Origin of the sequence: Streptomyces sp. OR43, from assembly GCF_008042275.1 — a bacterium.
In the GTDB taxonomy this organism is placed as follows: Bacteria; Actinomycetota; Actinomycetes; order Streptomycetales; family Streptomycetaceae; genus Streptomyces.
Genome location: NZ_RDBK01000043.1, coordinates 2,350,960 through 2,365,941 on the forward strand (window position 1 = coordinate 2,350,960; position 14,982 = coordinate 2,365,941).

12 protein-coding genes and 1 pseudogene are annotated in these 14,982 nt (G+C 71.1%); 4 read left to right on the forward strand and 9 right to left on the reverse strand.

Going from position 1 to position 14,982, the window contains the following annotated elements; genetic code table 11:
- Positions 1-130 precede the first annotated feature (130 nt).
- The 4 genes from EAO72_RS29475 to EAO72_RS29490 form a co-directional block, all read right to left on the reverse strand.
- Positions 131-1,648 (reverse strand): COG1361 family protein, encoded by a 1,518-nt coding sequence (locus EAO72_RS29475; protein ID WP_148020184.1) that lies wholly within the window; start codon positions 1,646-1,648, stop codon positions 131-133.
- Positions 1,649-1,704: 56 nt separating this feature from the next.
- On the reverse strand, positions 1,705-3,273 hold the full coding sequence (locus tag EAO72_RS29480; protein WP_148020185.1) for an FAD-dependent monooxygenase: 1,569 nt from the start codon (positions 3,271-3,273) through the stop codon (positions 1,705-1,707).
- 61 nt (positions 3,274-3,334) lie between these two features.
- Complete coding sequence (rarD, locus tag EAO72_RS29485) at positions 3,335-4,312, reverse strand: EamA family transporter RarD (RefSeq protein ID WP_148020186.1); 978 nt, start codon at positions 4,310-4,312, stop codon at positions 3,335-3,337.
- A 138-nt stretch (positions 4,313-4,450) separates the two neighbouring features.
- Entirely contained in the window at positions 4,451-5,311 is an 861-nt protein-coding gene (locus EAO72_RS29490) for an SDR family oxidoreductase (protein WP_148020187.1), read from the reverse strand.
- 110 nt (positions 5,312-5,421) lie between these two features.
- Here EAO72_RS29490 and EAO72_RS29495 point away from each other — a divergent pair, with 110 nt between their 5' ends.
- Entirely contained in the window at positions 5,422-5,820 is a 399-nt protein-coding gene (locus tag EAO72_RS29495) for a winged helix-turn-helix transcriptional regulator (protein WP_148020188.1), read from the forward strand.
- A gap of 94 nt (positions 5,821-5,914) precedes the next feature.
- Here the strand turns inward: EAO72_RS29495 and EAO72_RS29500 are convergent, their stop codons facing one another.
- The 5 genes from EAO72_RS29500 to EAO72_RS29520 all read right to left on the reverse strand — a co-directional run bounded on the left by EAO72_RS29500 (position 5,915) and on the right by EAO72_RS29520 (position 12,968).
- Positions 5,915-6,973: a 2-oxoacid:ferredoxin oxidoreductase subunit beta gene (locus EAO72_RS29500; RefSeq protein WP_148020189.1), complete on the reverse strand. Its 1,059-nt coding sequence runs from the start codon at positions 6,971-6,973 to the stop codon at positions 5,915-5,917.
- Positions 6,966-8,921: a 2-oxoacid:acceptor oxidoreductase subunit alpha gene (locus tag EAO72_RS29505; protein WP_148020190.1), complete on the reverse strand. Its 1,956-nt coding sequence runs from the start codon at positions 8,919-8,921 to the stop codon at positions 6,966-6,968. The genes EAO72_RS29500 and EAO72_RS29505 overlap by 8 nt, the downstream gene beginning before the upstream one ends.
- 332 nt (positions 8,922-9,253) lie before the next feature.
- Positions 9,254-9,964 carry a response regulator transcription factor gene (locus EAO72_RS29510; RefSeq protein ID WP_315986317.1) on the reverse strand — a complete coding sequence of 237 codons (711 nt, stop codon included), beginning with the start codon at positions 9,962-9,964 and terminating at the stop codon, positions 9,254-9,256.
- Between the two features lie 194 nt (positions 9,965-10,158).
- Positions 10,159-11,514: a sensor histidine kinase gene (locus tag EAO72_RS29515; protein ID WP_148020191.1), complete on the reverse strand. Its 1,356-nt coding sequence runs from the start codon at positions 11,512-11,514 to the stop codon at positions 10,159-10,161.
- 251 nt (positions 11,515-11,765) lie between these two features.
- Entirely contained in the window at positions 11,766-12,968 is a 1,203-nt protein-coding gene (locus tag EAO72_RS29520; RefSeq protein WP_187285271.1) for a sensor histidine kinase, read from the reverse strand.
- A gap of 279 nt (positions 12,969-13,247) precedes the next feature.
- Between EAO72_RS29520 and EAO72_RS29525 the strand changes: the two genes are divergently transcribed.
- The 3 genes and pseudogenes from EAO72_RS29525 to EAO72_RS29535 all read left to right on the forward strand — a co-directional run.
- Positions 13,248-13,658, forward strand: a complete 411-nt coding sequence (locus EAO72_RS29525) for an NADH-quinone oxidoreductase subunit A (protein WP_410090548.1) — start codon at positions 13,248-13,250, stop codon at positions 13,656-13,658.
- Complete coding sequence (locus tag EAO72_RS29530; RefSeq protein ID WP_148020192.1) at positions 13,649-14,353, forward strand: NADH-quinone oxidoreductase subunit B; 705 nt, start codon at positions 13,649-13,651, stop codon at positions 14,351-14,353. The genes EAO72_RS29525 and EAO72_RS29530 overlap by 10 nt, the downstream gene beginning before the upstream one ends.
- A pseudogene (locus tag EAO72_RS29535) lies at positions 14,350-14,964 on the forward strand (NADH-quinone oxidoreductase subunit C); the annotation flags it as partial. The gene EAO72_RS29530 and the pseudogene EAO72_RS29535, both read left to right, overlap by 4 nt.
- Positions 14,965-14,982: the final 18 nt, after the last annotated feature.

The following is a 14,982-nucleotide window of genomic DNA, read 5'->3' on the forward strand; positions in this document are numbered from 1 at the left end:
GTGCCGGGTTCCGTCAGGGGCGGGCCCAGGAGCAGGACGAGTGCCGCCGCGGCGGCCGGGACCAGCCCGGCCGCCGCGATCAGGCGCGGGAACGGCCGCCGTGAGGGCCGTTCCCGCGGGGTGCGCGCGCTCAACCGCGTCGGCGCCGGACGGTGCGGAGTCCGCCGAGGGCGGCGCCCGCCGCTGCCAGCAGTCCGGCCGCGCCGGCCGCCAGAGCGGTGCCGGAGAGGCCGGTGGAGCCGCTGCCGGTCAGGGCGGTGGAGCCGTCACCGGCGTCGACCGGGCCGTTGGGCATGGGGCCGTTCCCGTGACCGCCACCGTTCCCGTGGCCGCCACCGCTGTTCCCGCCGTTGCCGTGACCGCCACCGTTCCCGTGGCCGCCACCGCTGTTCCCGCCGCCTCCGTGGCCGCCGTCGGACGGGGTGGGCCTGGGGTGGTGCGGGTGGCTGGGGCTGGGCGACGGGCTGGGCTCCACGTCCTGGGCGGTGATCAGAGTGCGGTCCGTGGCGCTGACGCCGGTGCGCTGCGGGCCGTCGACTCCGGCGATGGCGACGGTCAGTTCGGTCGTCACGTCGAGCGGGCCCGTGGGCGCGCCCTCGTCGGCGGCGAGTGTGAAGGCGGCGCCCGCCTTCCCGCCGGGCTCAAGCGTGCCGCCTGCCCGGAGGTTGGTCCGCAGCTCGCCGGTGAGCGTCCCGTCCGTCCCCTGGGTCAGGGGGACTTCGGCGCCCTCGGACATGACGGTCAGCTGGTCCGCCCGGAGGCCGGCCGGTCCCTTGAGGCTGAGGCGGGTGCCGATGCCCGGGTACTGCGGGCCGTCGTCCGGGTCGGTGTAGGAGGCGTCGGCCGGGCGGGGGCCGTCCCCTGCCTCGATCTCCTCGGGCACGGTGAGCGCGGCCGCCGCCCTGCCGGTGACGGCGAAGTCCCAGGCGGTGCCGTCGGCGGTGATGTTGTCGACGTAGGTGTTGAGCGTGCCGTTCGGGTCGCCGAGCCTGCCGATGTTGGCGATCACCCCGTACGCCCCCTCGCACTCCGCGACGAAGTGCGACAGCGGGGCGTCCCCGCCCGCCGGGATGCCCGCCACGGCACGCGAGGTCCGCATCACGGAGTCGGCGGTGAAGCGGTACTTCTGCCAGGTGTCCGGCTTCAGCGCCGCGCCCTCGACATCCGCGTTGCTGCCGGGCTCGAACGACAGAGTGGTGAACCCGCCGCACGAGGCCGGGAGTTGGAGGTTCGCGCCGATGCTGGTGTTGCTGGAGCCCTCGGTCGCCGTGTACGCCCAGTACGAGATGCCCGCGTCCAGCAGCGGCTGCATCGGCTCGGGCGTCCACGTCGCGTTGAAGTAGTGGGCGGCCTGGGCCTGTTCGCCCGCGCCGATGGCCAGGCGCAGGCTGCCGTTGAGATGGACGGGGTCGGGCTTCGGGGAGACCTCCTGGATGCCGGGGTCCCGGTCGGGCGTCGTTTCCTGGAGCCGGAGCCAGGGGCCCGCCGGGCCGAGGCCCGACGGGTTGACGGTCTGCACCGTGTCCTCCGCGCCCGCGGTGGGGGCGATCCCGCAGGCGAGGAGGGTGAGGGCGGACAGGGCGGCGGTGGTGGTCGCGGTGCGCAGGAGCGTGCGAGACGTCCCGGAGGTGCGCAGAGGTCGGGTCATAAGTGTGAGGAAAATATAAACTGCGCGTCAGGGGTGGATTACCCACCGTGACGCGCTCAAGCTCGCTCCAATGCCGCAGCGTTGAGGTACTCCCCGACCGCCCGCAGTTCTCCGGCCGGGACGATCAGACCGACGTGGTTGTCCGGGCGGATCAGGACCAGGGCGTCCTCGCCCGGGGCGATGCCGTACGCCGAGTGCGCGTGGCCGCCGTCATCGGCCAGGCCGCATGCCCCGCCCGCGTCCTCCCCGTACGCGCCCGCGTCCACCCCGTACGCCCGCAGTGCGCCCGTGTACGCCACCGAGGCCTGCCGCAGCTCGGGTGCCGTGCCCGTGCCGAAGCCGAGCAGGGTGAAGTGCGGCCCGGTGAAGGCCTCGAACAGCCGGAGAGGGGTTCCGGTGGCCAGGTGGCGGCAGGGCGCGTCCGGGGCGCGGTCGCCCGCGCGCAGCCGGGGCGTGGCGCCGAGGCGGGCCAGCGAGCTCCAGGGGTAGCCGGACCCCGGGCCGTGGGGCAGTGGCGCGTTCGCCGCGTCCAGGCCGCCGCCCGGCTTCTTGATCGCCTCCAGTGTGACCCGCAGCCGCTCGGCGCTCACGTCCAGGACGGCGGCCGCGACGGGCAGCCGCTCCTCCTCGTACGTGTCGAGCAGGGCCGGGTCCGCCTGGCCGGAGGCGACCCGGGCGAGCTTCCAGCCGAGGTTGTACGCGTCCTGGATGCCGGTGTTCATGCCCAGCCCGCCCGCGATCGAGTGCACGTGCGCGGCGTCGCCCGCCAGGAACACCCGGCCCACCCGGTAGCGGTCCACCATGCGCTCGTTGACCCGGTAGGTGGAGAGCAGTGCGGCCTGGGACAGCAGGGTGCCCGGCAGGCCCGTGTGCTTGGCGAACAGTCGCTGGAAGCTCTCCAGTGACGGCGGTACGGGAGCGCCGGAGGCGTCGGTCTCCGGACCGGCCTGGAACCACCAGCCCGACCGGGTGCCGGGGATCGGGCAGAGCATCACGGCGCCGTCCTCGTCGAACCACTGGTGCCAGAATCCGCGGTCCGGCCCCTCGGCCTCGACATCGCCGCAGACCATCATCTGCGTCTCGTCCGTCTTCCCTTCGAAGGGGATGCCGAGCAGTTTGCGCACCGCGCTGTGGCCGCCGTCGCAGCCGACGACGTACCGTGCCCCGATCTCGCGGCCGTCGGCCAGGACGGCCGTCGCGGTGGTGTCGTCCTGGGTCAGTCCCACCAGTTCGGCGCCGAGCCCGACCCGTACGCCGTACGTCGCGAGCCGGTCCCGCAGGACCTCCTCCAGCCGCCACTGGGCGACCGTCCGGGGCAGGGCGTACGGGGAGTCCGGTGTCGGGCGCACGTCCGCGAAGGGCGCGGCGTCGGAGATCGCCACCCCGCCCCGGTACTTGCGCATCGGCAGCGGGGCGGCCCCGGCGGCGAGGACCTCGTCGATGACGCCGAGGTCCTCCAGGACCTCCAGCGAGCGCGAGTTCGGGCCCTTGGCGCGGGAGCTGCGCGGGAACCGGGCGGCCTTGTCGATGACCGTCACCTCGACGGCCCGCCGGGCGAGGTCGAGGGCCAGGGTCAGTCCGGTCGGCCCGGAGCCGACGATCAGGACGGTGGTCGTGGTGGGCATGCGTACTCCTCGGGTGCGTGTCCGTTGCGCCCAGGGAAACGTAACCGAGTTAAAAAGGCAACTAGGTAATGGATTGGGTGGAGGTCGAAGCCGCCGGTGCCGCCGCGGCGGCCTGCTCGGCGGCGGCCAGCCGTGCGGCCTGTGCCTGTGCTCGCGTACGCCGGGACGTCCGCAGCGCGTCCCAGGTCAGCAGCGTGAGAGCCAGCCAGACCAGACCGAAGCCCGCCCACCGCTCCGGGGGCATCGCCTCGTGGAAGTACAGGATTCCGAGCACGAACTGGAAGACCGGTGCCAGGTACTGCAGCAGGCCCAGGGTGGACAGCGGTACGCGGATCGCGGCCGCCCCGAACAGGATCAGCGGGATGGCGGTCACCAGACCGGTCGCGGCGAGCAGTGCCGTGTGGCCGGCGCCCTCTGAGGCGAAGGTCGACTCGCCCTGCGTGCCCAGCCACACCAGATAGCCGAGCGCGGGCACGAACAGCACCGCGGTCTCGGCGGTGAGCGACTCCAGGCCGCCCATGTTGACCTTCTTCTTCACCAGGCCGTACGTCGCGAACGAGAAGGCCAGGACCAGTGAGATCCACGGCGGCTGCCCGTACCCGATCGCCAGCACGAGCACCGCCGCGAGACCCGTGCCGACCGCCACCCACTGCGCGGGGCGCAGCCGTTCGCCGAGGAGCAGGACGCCCATGGCGATGGTCACCAGCGGATTGATGAAGTAGCCGAGCGAGGCCTCGACGACGTGCCCGTTGTTGACGGACCAGATGTACAGGCCCCAGTTGACGGTGATCACGGCCGCGGCGACGGTGATCAGCCCCAGCTTCTTCGGCTGCCGGAGCAGTTCGCCCATCCAGGCCCAGCGGCGCAGGACGAGCAGGGCGACGCCGACGACGCCGAGGGACCAGACCATGCGGTGGGCGAGGATCTCGACCGCGCCGGACGGCTTCAGCAGCGGCCAGAAGAGCGGGACGACCCCCCACAGCCCGTAGGCCGCCACACCGGACAGGAGCCCGGCCCGCTGTTCGTTCTTTCCCTTCACGGGCCCTCCTGGCAGGTGTCCGTCGACGGCTTCGTCGACCTGACGAAGGTAGCGCCGACGCGCCCCGGTGTCATTGCCGTATCGCCAGACGGTCATGACACCGGACGCGGGGCCCGTGGTGCGCGGTGCCCGCGTCGCCTACTGGGCCGCGACCGCCGCGGCGACGGTCTCCGCGAGCGGCGTCGTCGGGCGGCCGATCAGCCGGGCCAGTTCGCCGTTGGTGCCGGCCAGCAGCCCGCGCCGGATGCCCTCGTCCACGTCGGTGAGGATCGCCGCGAAGGCCTCGGGCACACCGGCGCCGGTCAGGATCTCCTGGTGGACGGCGGCCGGGACGTTCTTGTAGGCGATCTCCTTGCCCGAGGCCCTGGCGATCTCGGCGGCGTACTCCGCGAGCGACCAGGCGACGTCCCCGCTCAGCTCGTAGGCCTTGCCGAGGTGGCCCTCGCCGGTCAGGACGGCCGCGGCCGCGGCCGCGTAGTCGGCACGGGTGGCGGAGGCGACCCTGCCCTCGCCCGCGTTGGCCACGACGGCGCCGTGGGCCAGGACCGGAGCCAGGTTCGCGGTGTAGTTCTCCGTGTACCAGCCGTTGCGCAGGAACGTGTACGGCAGGCCGGAGTCGAGGATCAGCTGCTCGGTCACCTTGTGCTCGTCGGCCAGCTCGATGTCCGCGTCCGGGCCGCCGAGGATGCCGGTGTACGCGAGCTGCGCCACGCCCGCCGCCTTCGCCGCGTCGATGACCGCGGCGTGCTGGGCGACACGGCTGCCGACCTCGCTGCCGGAGATGAGCAGCACCCGGTCCCCGGCGCGGAAGGCGCCGGTCAGCGTCTCGGGGTGGTTGTAGTCGGCGATCCGGAGCTCCACGCCGCGGGCGGCGAGGCCGGCGGCCTTCTCCTTGTCGCGGACGACGGCGGCGATGCCGCTCGCGGGGACGGTGGTCAGCAGCTGCTCGACGACGAGTCGGCCGAGCTCTCCGGTGGCTCCGGTGACGACGATGCTCATGGGGTGTTTCTCCTCTTCAGGTGCTCATGTTCCTGTTCGTACGCTCTGGTACTCACCTTATGGAGGGCACTAACCAAACGAAAGTACCCACTTTGAAGTAAGGTACTGGCATGAGCGTAAGCAACCTGGAGCGTGGGCCCGACGTGCGGGAGCCGATGTGCCCCTCGCGGCTGGTCCTCGAACACGTCACCAGCCGCTGGGGCGTCCTGGTCCTCGCCGCCCTGCTGGAGCGCTCGTACCGCTTCAGCGAGCTGCGCCGCGAGGTCGGCGGTGTCAGCGAGAAGATGCTGGCGCAGACCCTCCAGACCCTGGAGCGCGACGGCTTCGTCGACCGGGACGCCAAGCCGGTGATCCCGCCGCGGGTGGACTACTCCCTCACGGACCTGGGCCGGGGGGCCGCCGAGCAGGTGTGGGCCCTGGCGCGCTGGTCGGAACGGAGTCTGGACGCGGTGGACGCGGCGCGCACGGCGTACGACGCGCGAAAGCGGGCGCGCGAGCCGGCGGCGTAGCGCAAGGAGGCGGGAACGCGAAAGACGAAGCGCCCGCCCCTCCCGTGAACGGGGAGGAGCGGGCGCTTCGAGGTCGTCCCGCGGGGCCGTGCTTCTAGCCCGCGACCGTCCAGTTGTCGTTGCCCGCGAGAAGGGCGCCGAGGTCGCCCTTGCCCTGCTGCTCGACGGCCGTGTCGAGCTGGTCGGCCATGAGGGTGTCGTAGACCGGCCGTTCGACGTCGCGCAGCACGCCGATCGGCGTGTGGTGCAGGGTGTCCGGATCGGCCAGCCGTGACAGCGCGAACGCCGTGGTCGGGCTGGGGGCGTGCGCGTCGTGGACGAGGATCTGCGAACGGTTCTCCTCGGTGACCGCGACCACGTGCAGATCACCCGTCAGCGAGTCCCGTACGACGCCCTTGGAGTCGTCCGTGCCGAAGAGGATCGGCCGGCCGTGCTCCAGCCGGATCACCGCTTCCTGGGCCTGGTCCTTGTCCTTGAGGACCTCGAACGCGCCGTCGTTGAAGATGTTGCAGTTCTGGTAGATCTCGACGAGTGCGGTGCCGGGGTGGTCGGCCGCGGCGCGCAGGACGCTCGTGAGGTGCTTGCGGTCGGAGTCGACGGTACGGGCGACGAACGAGGCCTCCGCGCCGATGGCCAGGGACACCGGGTTGAAGGGTGCGTCGAGCGAACCCATCGGCGTCGACTTGGTGATCTTGCCGACCTCGGAGGTGGGGGAGTACTGCCCCTTGGTGAGCCCGTAGATCCGGTTGTTGAACAGCAGGATCTTCAGGTTCACATTGCGGCGCAGGGCGTGGATGAGGTGGTTGCCGCCGATGGACAGCGCGTCGCCGTCCCCCGTGACCACCCAGACGCTCAGGTCCCGCCGGGAGGAGGCGAGTCCGGTGGCGATCGCCGGGGCACGGCCGTGGATCGAGTGCATCCCGTATGTGTTCATGTAGTACGGGAAACGGGAGGAGCAGCCGATGCCGGAGACGAAGACGATGTTCTCCTTCGCCAGTCCGAGCTCGGGCATGAAGCCCTGCACGGCGGCGAGGACCGCGTAGTCACCGCAGCCGGGGCACCAGCGCACTTCCTGGTCGGACTTGAAGTCCTTCATGGACTGCTTGGCCTCGGCCTTGGGCACCAGCTGGAGCAGTTCGTTGGTCTCAGGCATCGATGGCCTCCTGAAGGGCCGTCGCAAGCTGCTCGGCCTTGAACGGCATGCCGTTGACCTGGTTGTAACTGTGCGCGTCCACCAGGTACTTGGCCCGGATGAGCATGGCCAGCTGCCCGAGGTTCATCTCGGGGACGACCACCTTGTCGTAACGCTTCAGCACCTCGCCGAGATTCCGCGGGAACGGGTTGAGGTGGCGCAGATGGGCCTGCGCGATCGGCTGCCCGGCGGCGCGCAGCCGGCGGACGGCGGCGGTGATGGGGCCGTACGTCGAACCCCAGCCGAGCACCAGCGTCCTGGCCTCCGCCGGGTCGTCGACCTCCAGGTCCGGGACCTCGATGCCGTCCACCTTGGCCTGGCGGGTGCGGACCATGAAGTCGTGGTTGGCGGGGTCGTACGAGATGTTCCCGGTGCCGTCCTGCTTCTCGATGCCGCCGATGCGGTGTTCGAGGCCGGGCGTGCCCGGGACGGCCCAGGGGCGGGCCAGGGTCTGCGGGTCGCGCTTGTAGGGCCAGAACACCTCGGTGCCGTCGGCCAGCTCGTGGTTCGGGCCTTGGGTGAACTGGACGCGCAGGTCGGGGAGTTCGTCGACCTCGGGGATGCGCCACGGCTCGGAGCCGTTGGCCAGGTAGCCGTCGGAGAGCAGGAAGACCGGGGTGCGGTAGGTCAGGGCGATCCGGGCGGCGTCGAGTGCCGCGTCGAAGCAGTCCGCCGGGGTCTTCGGGGCCACGATCGGCACCGGGGCCTCGCCGTTGCGCCCGTACATCGCCTGGAGGAGGTCGGCCTGCTCGGTCTTGGTGGGCAGGCCGGTGGACGGGCCGCCGCGCTGGATGTCGATGATGAGCAGGGGGAGTTCGAGGGACACGGCCAGGCCGATCGTCTCGGACTTGAGGGCCACGCCCGGGCCGGAGGTGGTCGTGACCGCGAGGCTGCCGCCGAAGGCCGCGCCGAGCGCGGCGCCGATGCCGGCGATCTCGTCCTCGGCCTGGAAGGTGCGTACGCCGAAGTTCTTGTGCTTGCTGAGCTCGTGCAGGATGTCCGAGGCCGGGGTGATCGGGTACGAGCCCAGGTACAGCGGCAGGTCCGCCTGCCGGCCCGCGGCGATCAGACCGTAGGACAGTGCCAGGTTCCCGGAGATGTTGCGGTACGTGCCGGTGGGGAACGCGGTCGTGGCCGGGGCCACCTCGTAGCTGACCGCGAAGTCCTCCGTGGTCTCCCCGAAGTTCCACCCGGCCCGGAACGCCGCCACGTTCGCCTCGGCGATCTGCGGCTTCTTGGCGAACTTGGCCCGCAGGAACTTCTCCGTGTTCTCGGTGGGCCGGTGGTACATCCACGACAGCAGGCCCAGCGCGAACATGTTCTTGGAGCGCTCGGCCTCCTTGCGGGAGAGCCCGAACTCCTTCAGCGCCTCGATGGTGAGCGTCGTCAGCGGCACCGGATGGACGTGGTACGCCTCCAGTGAGCCGTCCTCCAGCGGGCTGGTCTCGTAACCCACCTTCGCCATCGGCCGCTTGGTGAACTCGTCGGTGTTGACGATGATGTCGGCACCACGTGGGACATCGGCGATGTTGGCCTTGAGCGCGGCCGGGTTCATCGCGACCAGCACGTTCGGGGCGTCGCCCGGGGTGAGGATGTCGTGGTCGGCGAAGTGGAGCTGGAACGAGGACACGCCCGGCAGGGTTCCTGCGGGGGCGCGGATCTCGGCGGGGAAGTTCGGCAGCGTGGAGAGGTCGTTCCCGAAGGAAGCGGTCTCCGAGGTGAACCGGTCACCCGTGAGCTGCATGCCGTCTCCGGAGTCACCCGCGAAGCGGATGATCACCCGGTCCAGGCGACGGATCTCTTTCCCGTCGGCACCGGCTGTTGCGGACTGGGGGGCACGCTGTCCCCCTACGAGTGCCTCACTGGCCTCGTCGGCCTGTTCGGCTGGGCTACTGACCTGGCTGGTCACTTACTGGACCTCCCTCGGCGCGGTGGCTCGGAACCATCCGGCCCGCCGGCGGTCCCCAGCCCCACCCTACGTCTGTAAGGGTCGCCTTCCTCTGGCCGATCACATGGTGGACGGCGTTTTGAGACGCTTTTCGGTGCTGTTCCGTCATGATTCATCAGCCGCGCGGTTCCTCGTCGGACCTTTGGTGGAGTCAGCGTGGAGCGAGTCGCGGGTTGCCTGGTCGGAGCGGTGCGGGGAGTGCCTCCAAAGATATCTGACAGGATGTCAGATATCGCGGTGCGGCATCAGGAGCCCAGCCGGGTCAGGAGCCCCGGGTCAGGAGCCCAGCCGGGTCAGGAGTTCAGATAGGTCAGTACGGCAAGGACGCGCCGGTGGTCGCCGTCGCTGGGGGACAGCCCCAGCTTCAGGAAGATGTTGCTCACGTGCTTCTCCACCGCGCCGTCGCTCACCACGAGCTGCCTGGCCACCGCCGAGTTCGTCCGCCCCTCCGCCATCAGGCCGAGCACCTCGCGCTCACGCGGCGTCAGCCCGGCCAGCACGTCCTGCTTACGGCTCCGGCCCAGCAGCTGCGCCACCACCTCGGGGTCCAGTGCCGTACCGCCCTGAGCCACCCGGACCACCGCGTCGACGAACTCGCGGACCTCGGCGACCCGGTCCTTCAGCAGATACCCCACACCCCGGCTGGACCCGGCCAGCAACTCGGTGGCGTACTGCTCCTCGACGTACTGCGACAGGACCAGCACCCCGATTCCCGGATACTCCTTGCGCAGCCGCACCGCGGCCCGCACGCCCTCGTCGGTGTGCGTCGGCGGCATCCGCACGTCGGCGACCACCACATCGGGCAGCGCGTCCTGCCCGGCGAGGTCGCCCACCGTCTTGATCAGCGCCTCGGCGTCCCCGACGCCCGCCACGACGTCGTGCCCGAGATCGGTCAGCAGCCGGGTGAGTCCTTCCCGGAGCAGTACCGAATCCTCGGCGATGACCACACGCACCCTGTCCTCCACCACGACGCTGAATCCCCCACTGTTCGGTTGTTCGTTCATTCGCTGTTCCGCCCGTACGCCGTCCAGCATCCCAGTACCGGCAGTGACGCCGCGAGCCTTCGCGGAGTTGCGTCGTGGCGGACGTGCCCCGGGGGCGGGCGAGGACCGGTCCCGGACGGTGCGAAACGGGCGGTCGCCGGGCGGCCCGGTGTACGGGTCCGCCCGGCGACCGGGTACGGAGACGAGCCGGCTGCTCAGCCGCGCCAGGGCAGCTCGGCCGTGACCTTCGTCGGGCCGCCCACCGGGGACTCGACGACGAGGATCCCGTCCACCGCGTCCAGCCGCTCGGTCAGACCGGCCAGGCCGCTGCCCGACGTCAGGTCGGCACCGCCGCGCCCGTTGTCGGTGACCTGGAGCATCAGCCGGTCGGCCGACCGCCACACGTCGACCGAGGCGCGGGTGGCGCGGGCGTGCTTGCTGACGTTCTGCAGCAGCTCGGACACGGTGAAGTAGGCGATGCCTTCGATGGCCTGGGCGGGGCGGGTGGCCAGGTCGACCTCGACGGTCACGGGGACGGTGCAGCGGGAGGCGATGGCGGAGAGCGCGGCGTCGAGGCCGCGGTCGGTGAGGACGGCGGGGTGGATGCCGCGGGCCAGGTCGCGGAGTTCCTGGAGGGCGACCTTCACTTCGCCGTGGGCCTCGTCGACCATCTTGGCGGCGGCCTCCGGGTCGTCCGTCAGCTTCTCCTTCGCCAGCCCGAGGTCCATGGCGAGGGCGACGAGCCGGGCCTGGGCCCCGTCGTGGAGGTCGCGCTCGATGCGGCGGAGGTCGGCGGCGGCCGTGTCCACGACCACACCGCGGTCCGACTCCAGCTCCGTGACCCGCGTCGCCAGCCGCGACGGGCCCAGCAGGCCGGACACCATCAGCCGGTCCACCGCGGCCAGACCGCGGATGACCCATGCCGTGCCCATGACGACCACCAGCCCGACGGCGCTGGTCAGCGCGAGTTCGAACGGGGAGTCGAGGTAGACGTTGTGCGTGCCGTCGCCGTACAGCTGCACCCCGTCGATGCCCGCGTAGGCGGGGAAGACCCAGGCGTACACCGGGTAGGTCAGAGCCGCCCAGCCCCACGTCCACAGGCTCAGCGAGACGCAGAAGGCGAAGACCGCCCACGGGAAGTGCAGCAGCGTGTAGAGCAGGTGCCGCCAGGACACCCCGCTCTTCAGGACCGCCCCGACCCAGGACATCGGACCGCCGGTGCGGCCCCGCACCGGGGCGGGCTCGGCCACGTCCAGCTTGAGCAGGGCACGGGCCCGGGCCCGCTCCAGCATGCCGAGGCCGCGGCACGCGGCGAGGCCGACGGCCAGGAGCGGGATTCCCAGGAAGGTGATCAGCAGCCCGGCGCTCAGCGAGGTCATGGTGACCGCGAAGCAGAACAGCACGGTGCTGATCGGGAAGCTCAGCATGAGATAGACGAACTCACGCCAGGTCCTGGCCTCGACGGGGGCCCGCAGAGCAGCCGGCAGGAAGTGCTTCGCCGCGAGGCGGCTCTCCGTACCGCCACCCGACCGCTGGGGGTCCCGTGTGTCCGGTCCGTATGCCGTGGCCATGGGGTTCCGTCCGTTTCTTCTGTGTCCGCTGGGTCCGCTGTGTGTGCTGTCCGCGGCTTGCGTTGCGTGTACTGCTTCTGCTTCTGCTTCTGCTTCCGCGGGGGTGCAACCGCGTGCCGTGTGTGTACCGCGTACGTCTACTGATAAGACTGCTGGCCCGTGCGCCCGCACACCATGAGGGCGGTCTCCCTCTTCGACCGGGGGTTTTCCCCACCCCGGCCCACGGGCTGCCGCCCGTTCCCGGCAGGGCGTCAGGCGGTACGGACTCCGGCGGCGCTCTTCTCGCTCTCGCGATCGCGCCAGGGCAGTTCGGCGGTGACGGTCGTCGGGCCGCCGGCCGGGGAGTCGAGGACGAACAGCCCGTCGACCGCGTCCAGCCGCTCGGCGAGTCCCGACATCCCCGTACCGCCGTCCATCGAGGCGCCGCCCCGTCCGTCGTCGGTGACCTGGATCAGCAGCCGGTCGGCCGACCGCCACACGTCGACCGAGGCGCGGGTGGCGCGGGCGTGCTTGCTGACGTTCTGCAGCAGCTCGGACACGGTGAAGTAGGCGATGCCTTCGATGGCCTGCGCCGGGCGTCCCGGCAGGTCCACCGCCACCGTGACGGGGACGGTGCAGCGGGAGGCGATGGCGGAGAGTGCGGCGTCGAGGCCGCGGTCGGTGAGGACGGCGGGGTGGATGCCGCGGGCCAGGTCGCGGAGTTCCTGGAGGGCGACCTTCACTTCGCCGTGGGCCTCGTCGACCATCTTGGCGGCGGCCTCCGGGTCGTCCGTCAGCTTCTCCTTCGCCAGCCCCAGCCCCATGGCGAGGGCGACGAGCCGGGCCTGGGCCCCGTCGTGGAGGTCGCGCTCGATGCGGCGGAGGTCGGCGGCAGCCGTGTCCACGACCACACCGCGATCCGACTCCAGCTCGGCGATCCGGCGTTCCAGTTCGTCGGAGGGGGAGAGTAGTCCGCGCACCATCCCGCGGTCGGCGTTGGTCAGGAACCGCGCGATATAGGGGAGTACCGGCCACAGGACGAAGAGGCCCACGAACGTCACCGCGAAGGTGACCACGCCCCACGGCAGCCGTATGAACGAGTACAGCACCGCCCGCCAGCCGACCGGATCCTTCAGGCTCGACCACAGCCAGGGGAAGAACCCCTCCTCCCGGCGGACCCGGGCCATCGGGCTCGGTTCCTCGATCCGCACGCCGAGCAGCCCCCGCGCCCGTCCCCGCTCGGCCCGCCCCAGCAACCGGGCGCCCTGGAGCCCCAGCGCCAGCAACGGCAGACCGATCACCGTGACCGCCAGCCCCACACCGATGGAGACCATCAGCACGGTGTAGACGAATCCGGCGATCGCCATCGGGAGATTGGCGAGAAGATGCGCGATCTCCTTCCACGTCCACCGGTCGAAGGCGAAGCGGACAGGAGGCGGCCCGTCGTGGTCGGGCACCTGGGGGCTCATGGTCATACGACCAGCCTGCCGGGCCCGGCCCCCGGACGCCATGGGGCTCGTGGGTGGGGGCGAAGTAGGGATATCCCTACCAGTTGCCCGACGCAACTGCTTACCGTCCCTTTACAGGGCCTAGACTCCCGTGCGTACAGATCGGCGAACAGGTTCTGAGGGAGCGAGGGGGCGGACGTGACGGACGTGACGGGCCTGCCGGACGTGACAGCTCTGCCTGACGTGACGGGTCTGCCGAACGTGACGGACCTGACAGCTCTGCCGGACGTGACCGACCTGACAGCTCTGCCTGACGTGACGCGTCCGTCGGGATCGGCGGTTCTCGCGGCGGACTACTTCCACAGCTACTCGGTGATCGGACTGCTCGCGGTGATCGGCGTGCTGTTCGTCGCCGTCGCCTTCGGAGCCGGCCGGCTGCTGCGCCCCGTGGTGCCGACGCCGGAGAAGCTCCTCACGTACGAATGCGGCGTGGACCCCGTGGGGGAGGGCTGGGCCCACACCCAGGTCCGCTACTACGTCTACGCCTTCCTGTACGTGATCTTCGCCGTCGACTCGATCTTCCTGTTCCCCTGGGCAACGGTCTTCGCCGCGCCCGGATACGGCGCGACGACGCTGGTGGAAATGTTCATCTTCCTCGGTTTCCTGGCCGTGGGACTGCTCTACGCATGGAAGAAGGGCGTCCTCGAATGGACGTGACGAGCCCGTCGTCCTCCGAGTCGGGTGCCGAACCCGCCCCCGTACCCACGTTCCTCCCGGAACCGAAGCGCCTGGGCGTGCTGTCCCGGCTGGCGCCCGAGCCGATGAAGGTGGTCCTCAACTGGGGCCGCCGCTACAGCCTCTGGGTCTTCAACTTCGGACTCGCCTGCTGTGCCATCGAGTTCATCGCCGCCTCCATGGCCCGCCACGACTTCATCCGGCTCGGTGTGATCCCGTTCGCCCCTGGGCCCCGCCAGGCCGACCTCATGATCGTCTCGGGCACGGTGACGGACAAGATGGCCCCCGCGGTGAAGCGGCTGTACGAGCAGATGCCCGAGCCCAAGTACGTCATCTCCTTCGGCGCCTGCTCCAACTGCGGCGGCCCGTACTGGGACTCGTACTCCGTGACGAAGGGCGTCGACCAGATCATTCCGGTCGACGTCTACGTACCCGGCTGCCCGCCCCGGCCGGAGGCCCTGCTCCAGGGGATCCTCAAGCTCCAGGAGAAGATCGCGCGCGAGTCGCTCGGTGAGCGCTACGCGACAGGCGCCGGAAGCCGCCCCTCCACTGCCGCGCTCCGCAGCGGCCTGGTCGCGGCACCGCCGACGCCGGGCACGTCGGACCCGTCCGACCCATCCGACCCGTCCGATTCGTCGGACCCGTCGTCGGACCCGTCGGGGGAGGAGGGAAAGTGACCGCCTCAGAAGGCAGCGAAGAGTACGGCCGGCTCCCGGACGCCGTCACCGAGATCTTCGGCGCGGACGCCACGGCGGAGCAGGCGTACGAACTGCTGACCGTCGACGTGCCGCCCAAGTCCTGGACCACCGCTCTCGAAACGGCGCGTGACCGGCTCGGCTGCACCTACTTCGACTGGCTGAGCGCCGTGGACGAACCGGGCACCGGCTTCCGGGTCTGCGCCCATGTCGCCGCGCTGCCGGACGCGGGCGGCGGCAGCGTCCGCCGGCTGCTGCTCCGTACGACGGTTCCGCACGAGGCGGCCGTGCTGCCCACCGCGATCGGTGTGTACGCCGGCGCGGACTGGCACGAGCGCGAGACCCACGAGATGTTCGGGATCGGCTTCGACGGCCACCCGCACCTGGTGCCCCTGCTGCTGCCCGAGGGCTTCGAGGGTCACCCCCTGCGCAAGGACTTCGTTCTGGCGGCCCGGGTCGCGAAGGCGTGGCCGGGAGCCAAGGAGCCGGGCGAGTCGGAGCACGGCGGCCCGAAGCGCCGCACGATGCTGCCGCCGGGCGTTCCCGATCCGAACGAGTGGGGCCCCCTGAAGGGCCAGCTCCCACCGGCCCCACCGAGCAGCCCCTCAAGG

Bases quoted from the DNA above. Each gene is read 5' to 3' on its own strand.
- EAO72_RS29475 (WP_148020184.1), bottom strand. From the start codon at position 1,648: ATGACCCGACCTCTGCGCACCTCCGGGACGTCTCGCACGCTCCTGCGC.
- EAO72_RS29480 (WP_148020185.1), bottom strand. From the start codon at position 3,273: ATGCCCACCACGACCACCGTCCTGATCGTCGGCTCCGGGCCGACCGGA.
- EAO72_RS29490 (WP_148020187.1), bottom strand. From the start codon at position 5,311: ATGAGCATCGTCGTCACCGGAGCCACCGGAGAGCTCGGCCGACTCGTC.
- EAO72_RS29495 (WP_148020188.1), top strand. From the start codon at position 5,422: ATGAGCGTAAGCAACCTGGAGCGTGGGCCCGACGTGCGGGAGCCGATG.
- EAO72_RS29500 (WP_148020189.1), bottom strand. From the start codon at position 6,973: ATGCCTGAGACCAACGAACTGCTCCAGCTGGTGCCCAAGGCCGAGGCC.
- EAO72_RS29510 (WP_315986317.1), bottom strand. From the start codon at position 9,964: ATGAACGAACAACCGAACAGTGGGGGATTCAGCGTCGTGGTGGAGGAC.
- EAO72_RS29515 (WP_148020191.1), bottom strand. From the start codon at position 11,514: ATGGCCACGGCATACGGACCGGACACACGGGACCCCCAGCGGTCGGGT.
- EAO72_RS29520 (WP_187285271.1), bottom strand. From the start codon at position 12,968: ATGACCATGAGCCCCCAGGTGCCCGACCACGACGGGCCGCCTCCTGTC.
- EAO72_RS29530 (WP_148020192.1), top strand. From the start codon at position 13,649: ATGGACGTGACGAGCCCGTCGTCCTCCGAGTCGGGTGCCGAACCCGCC.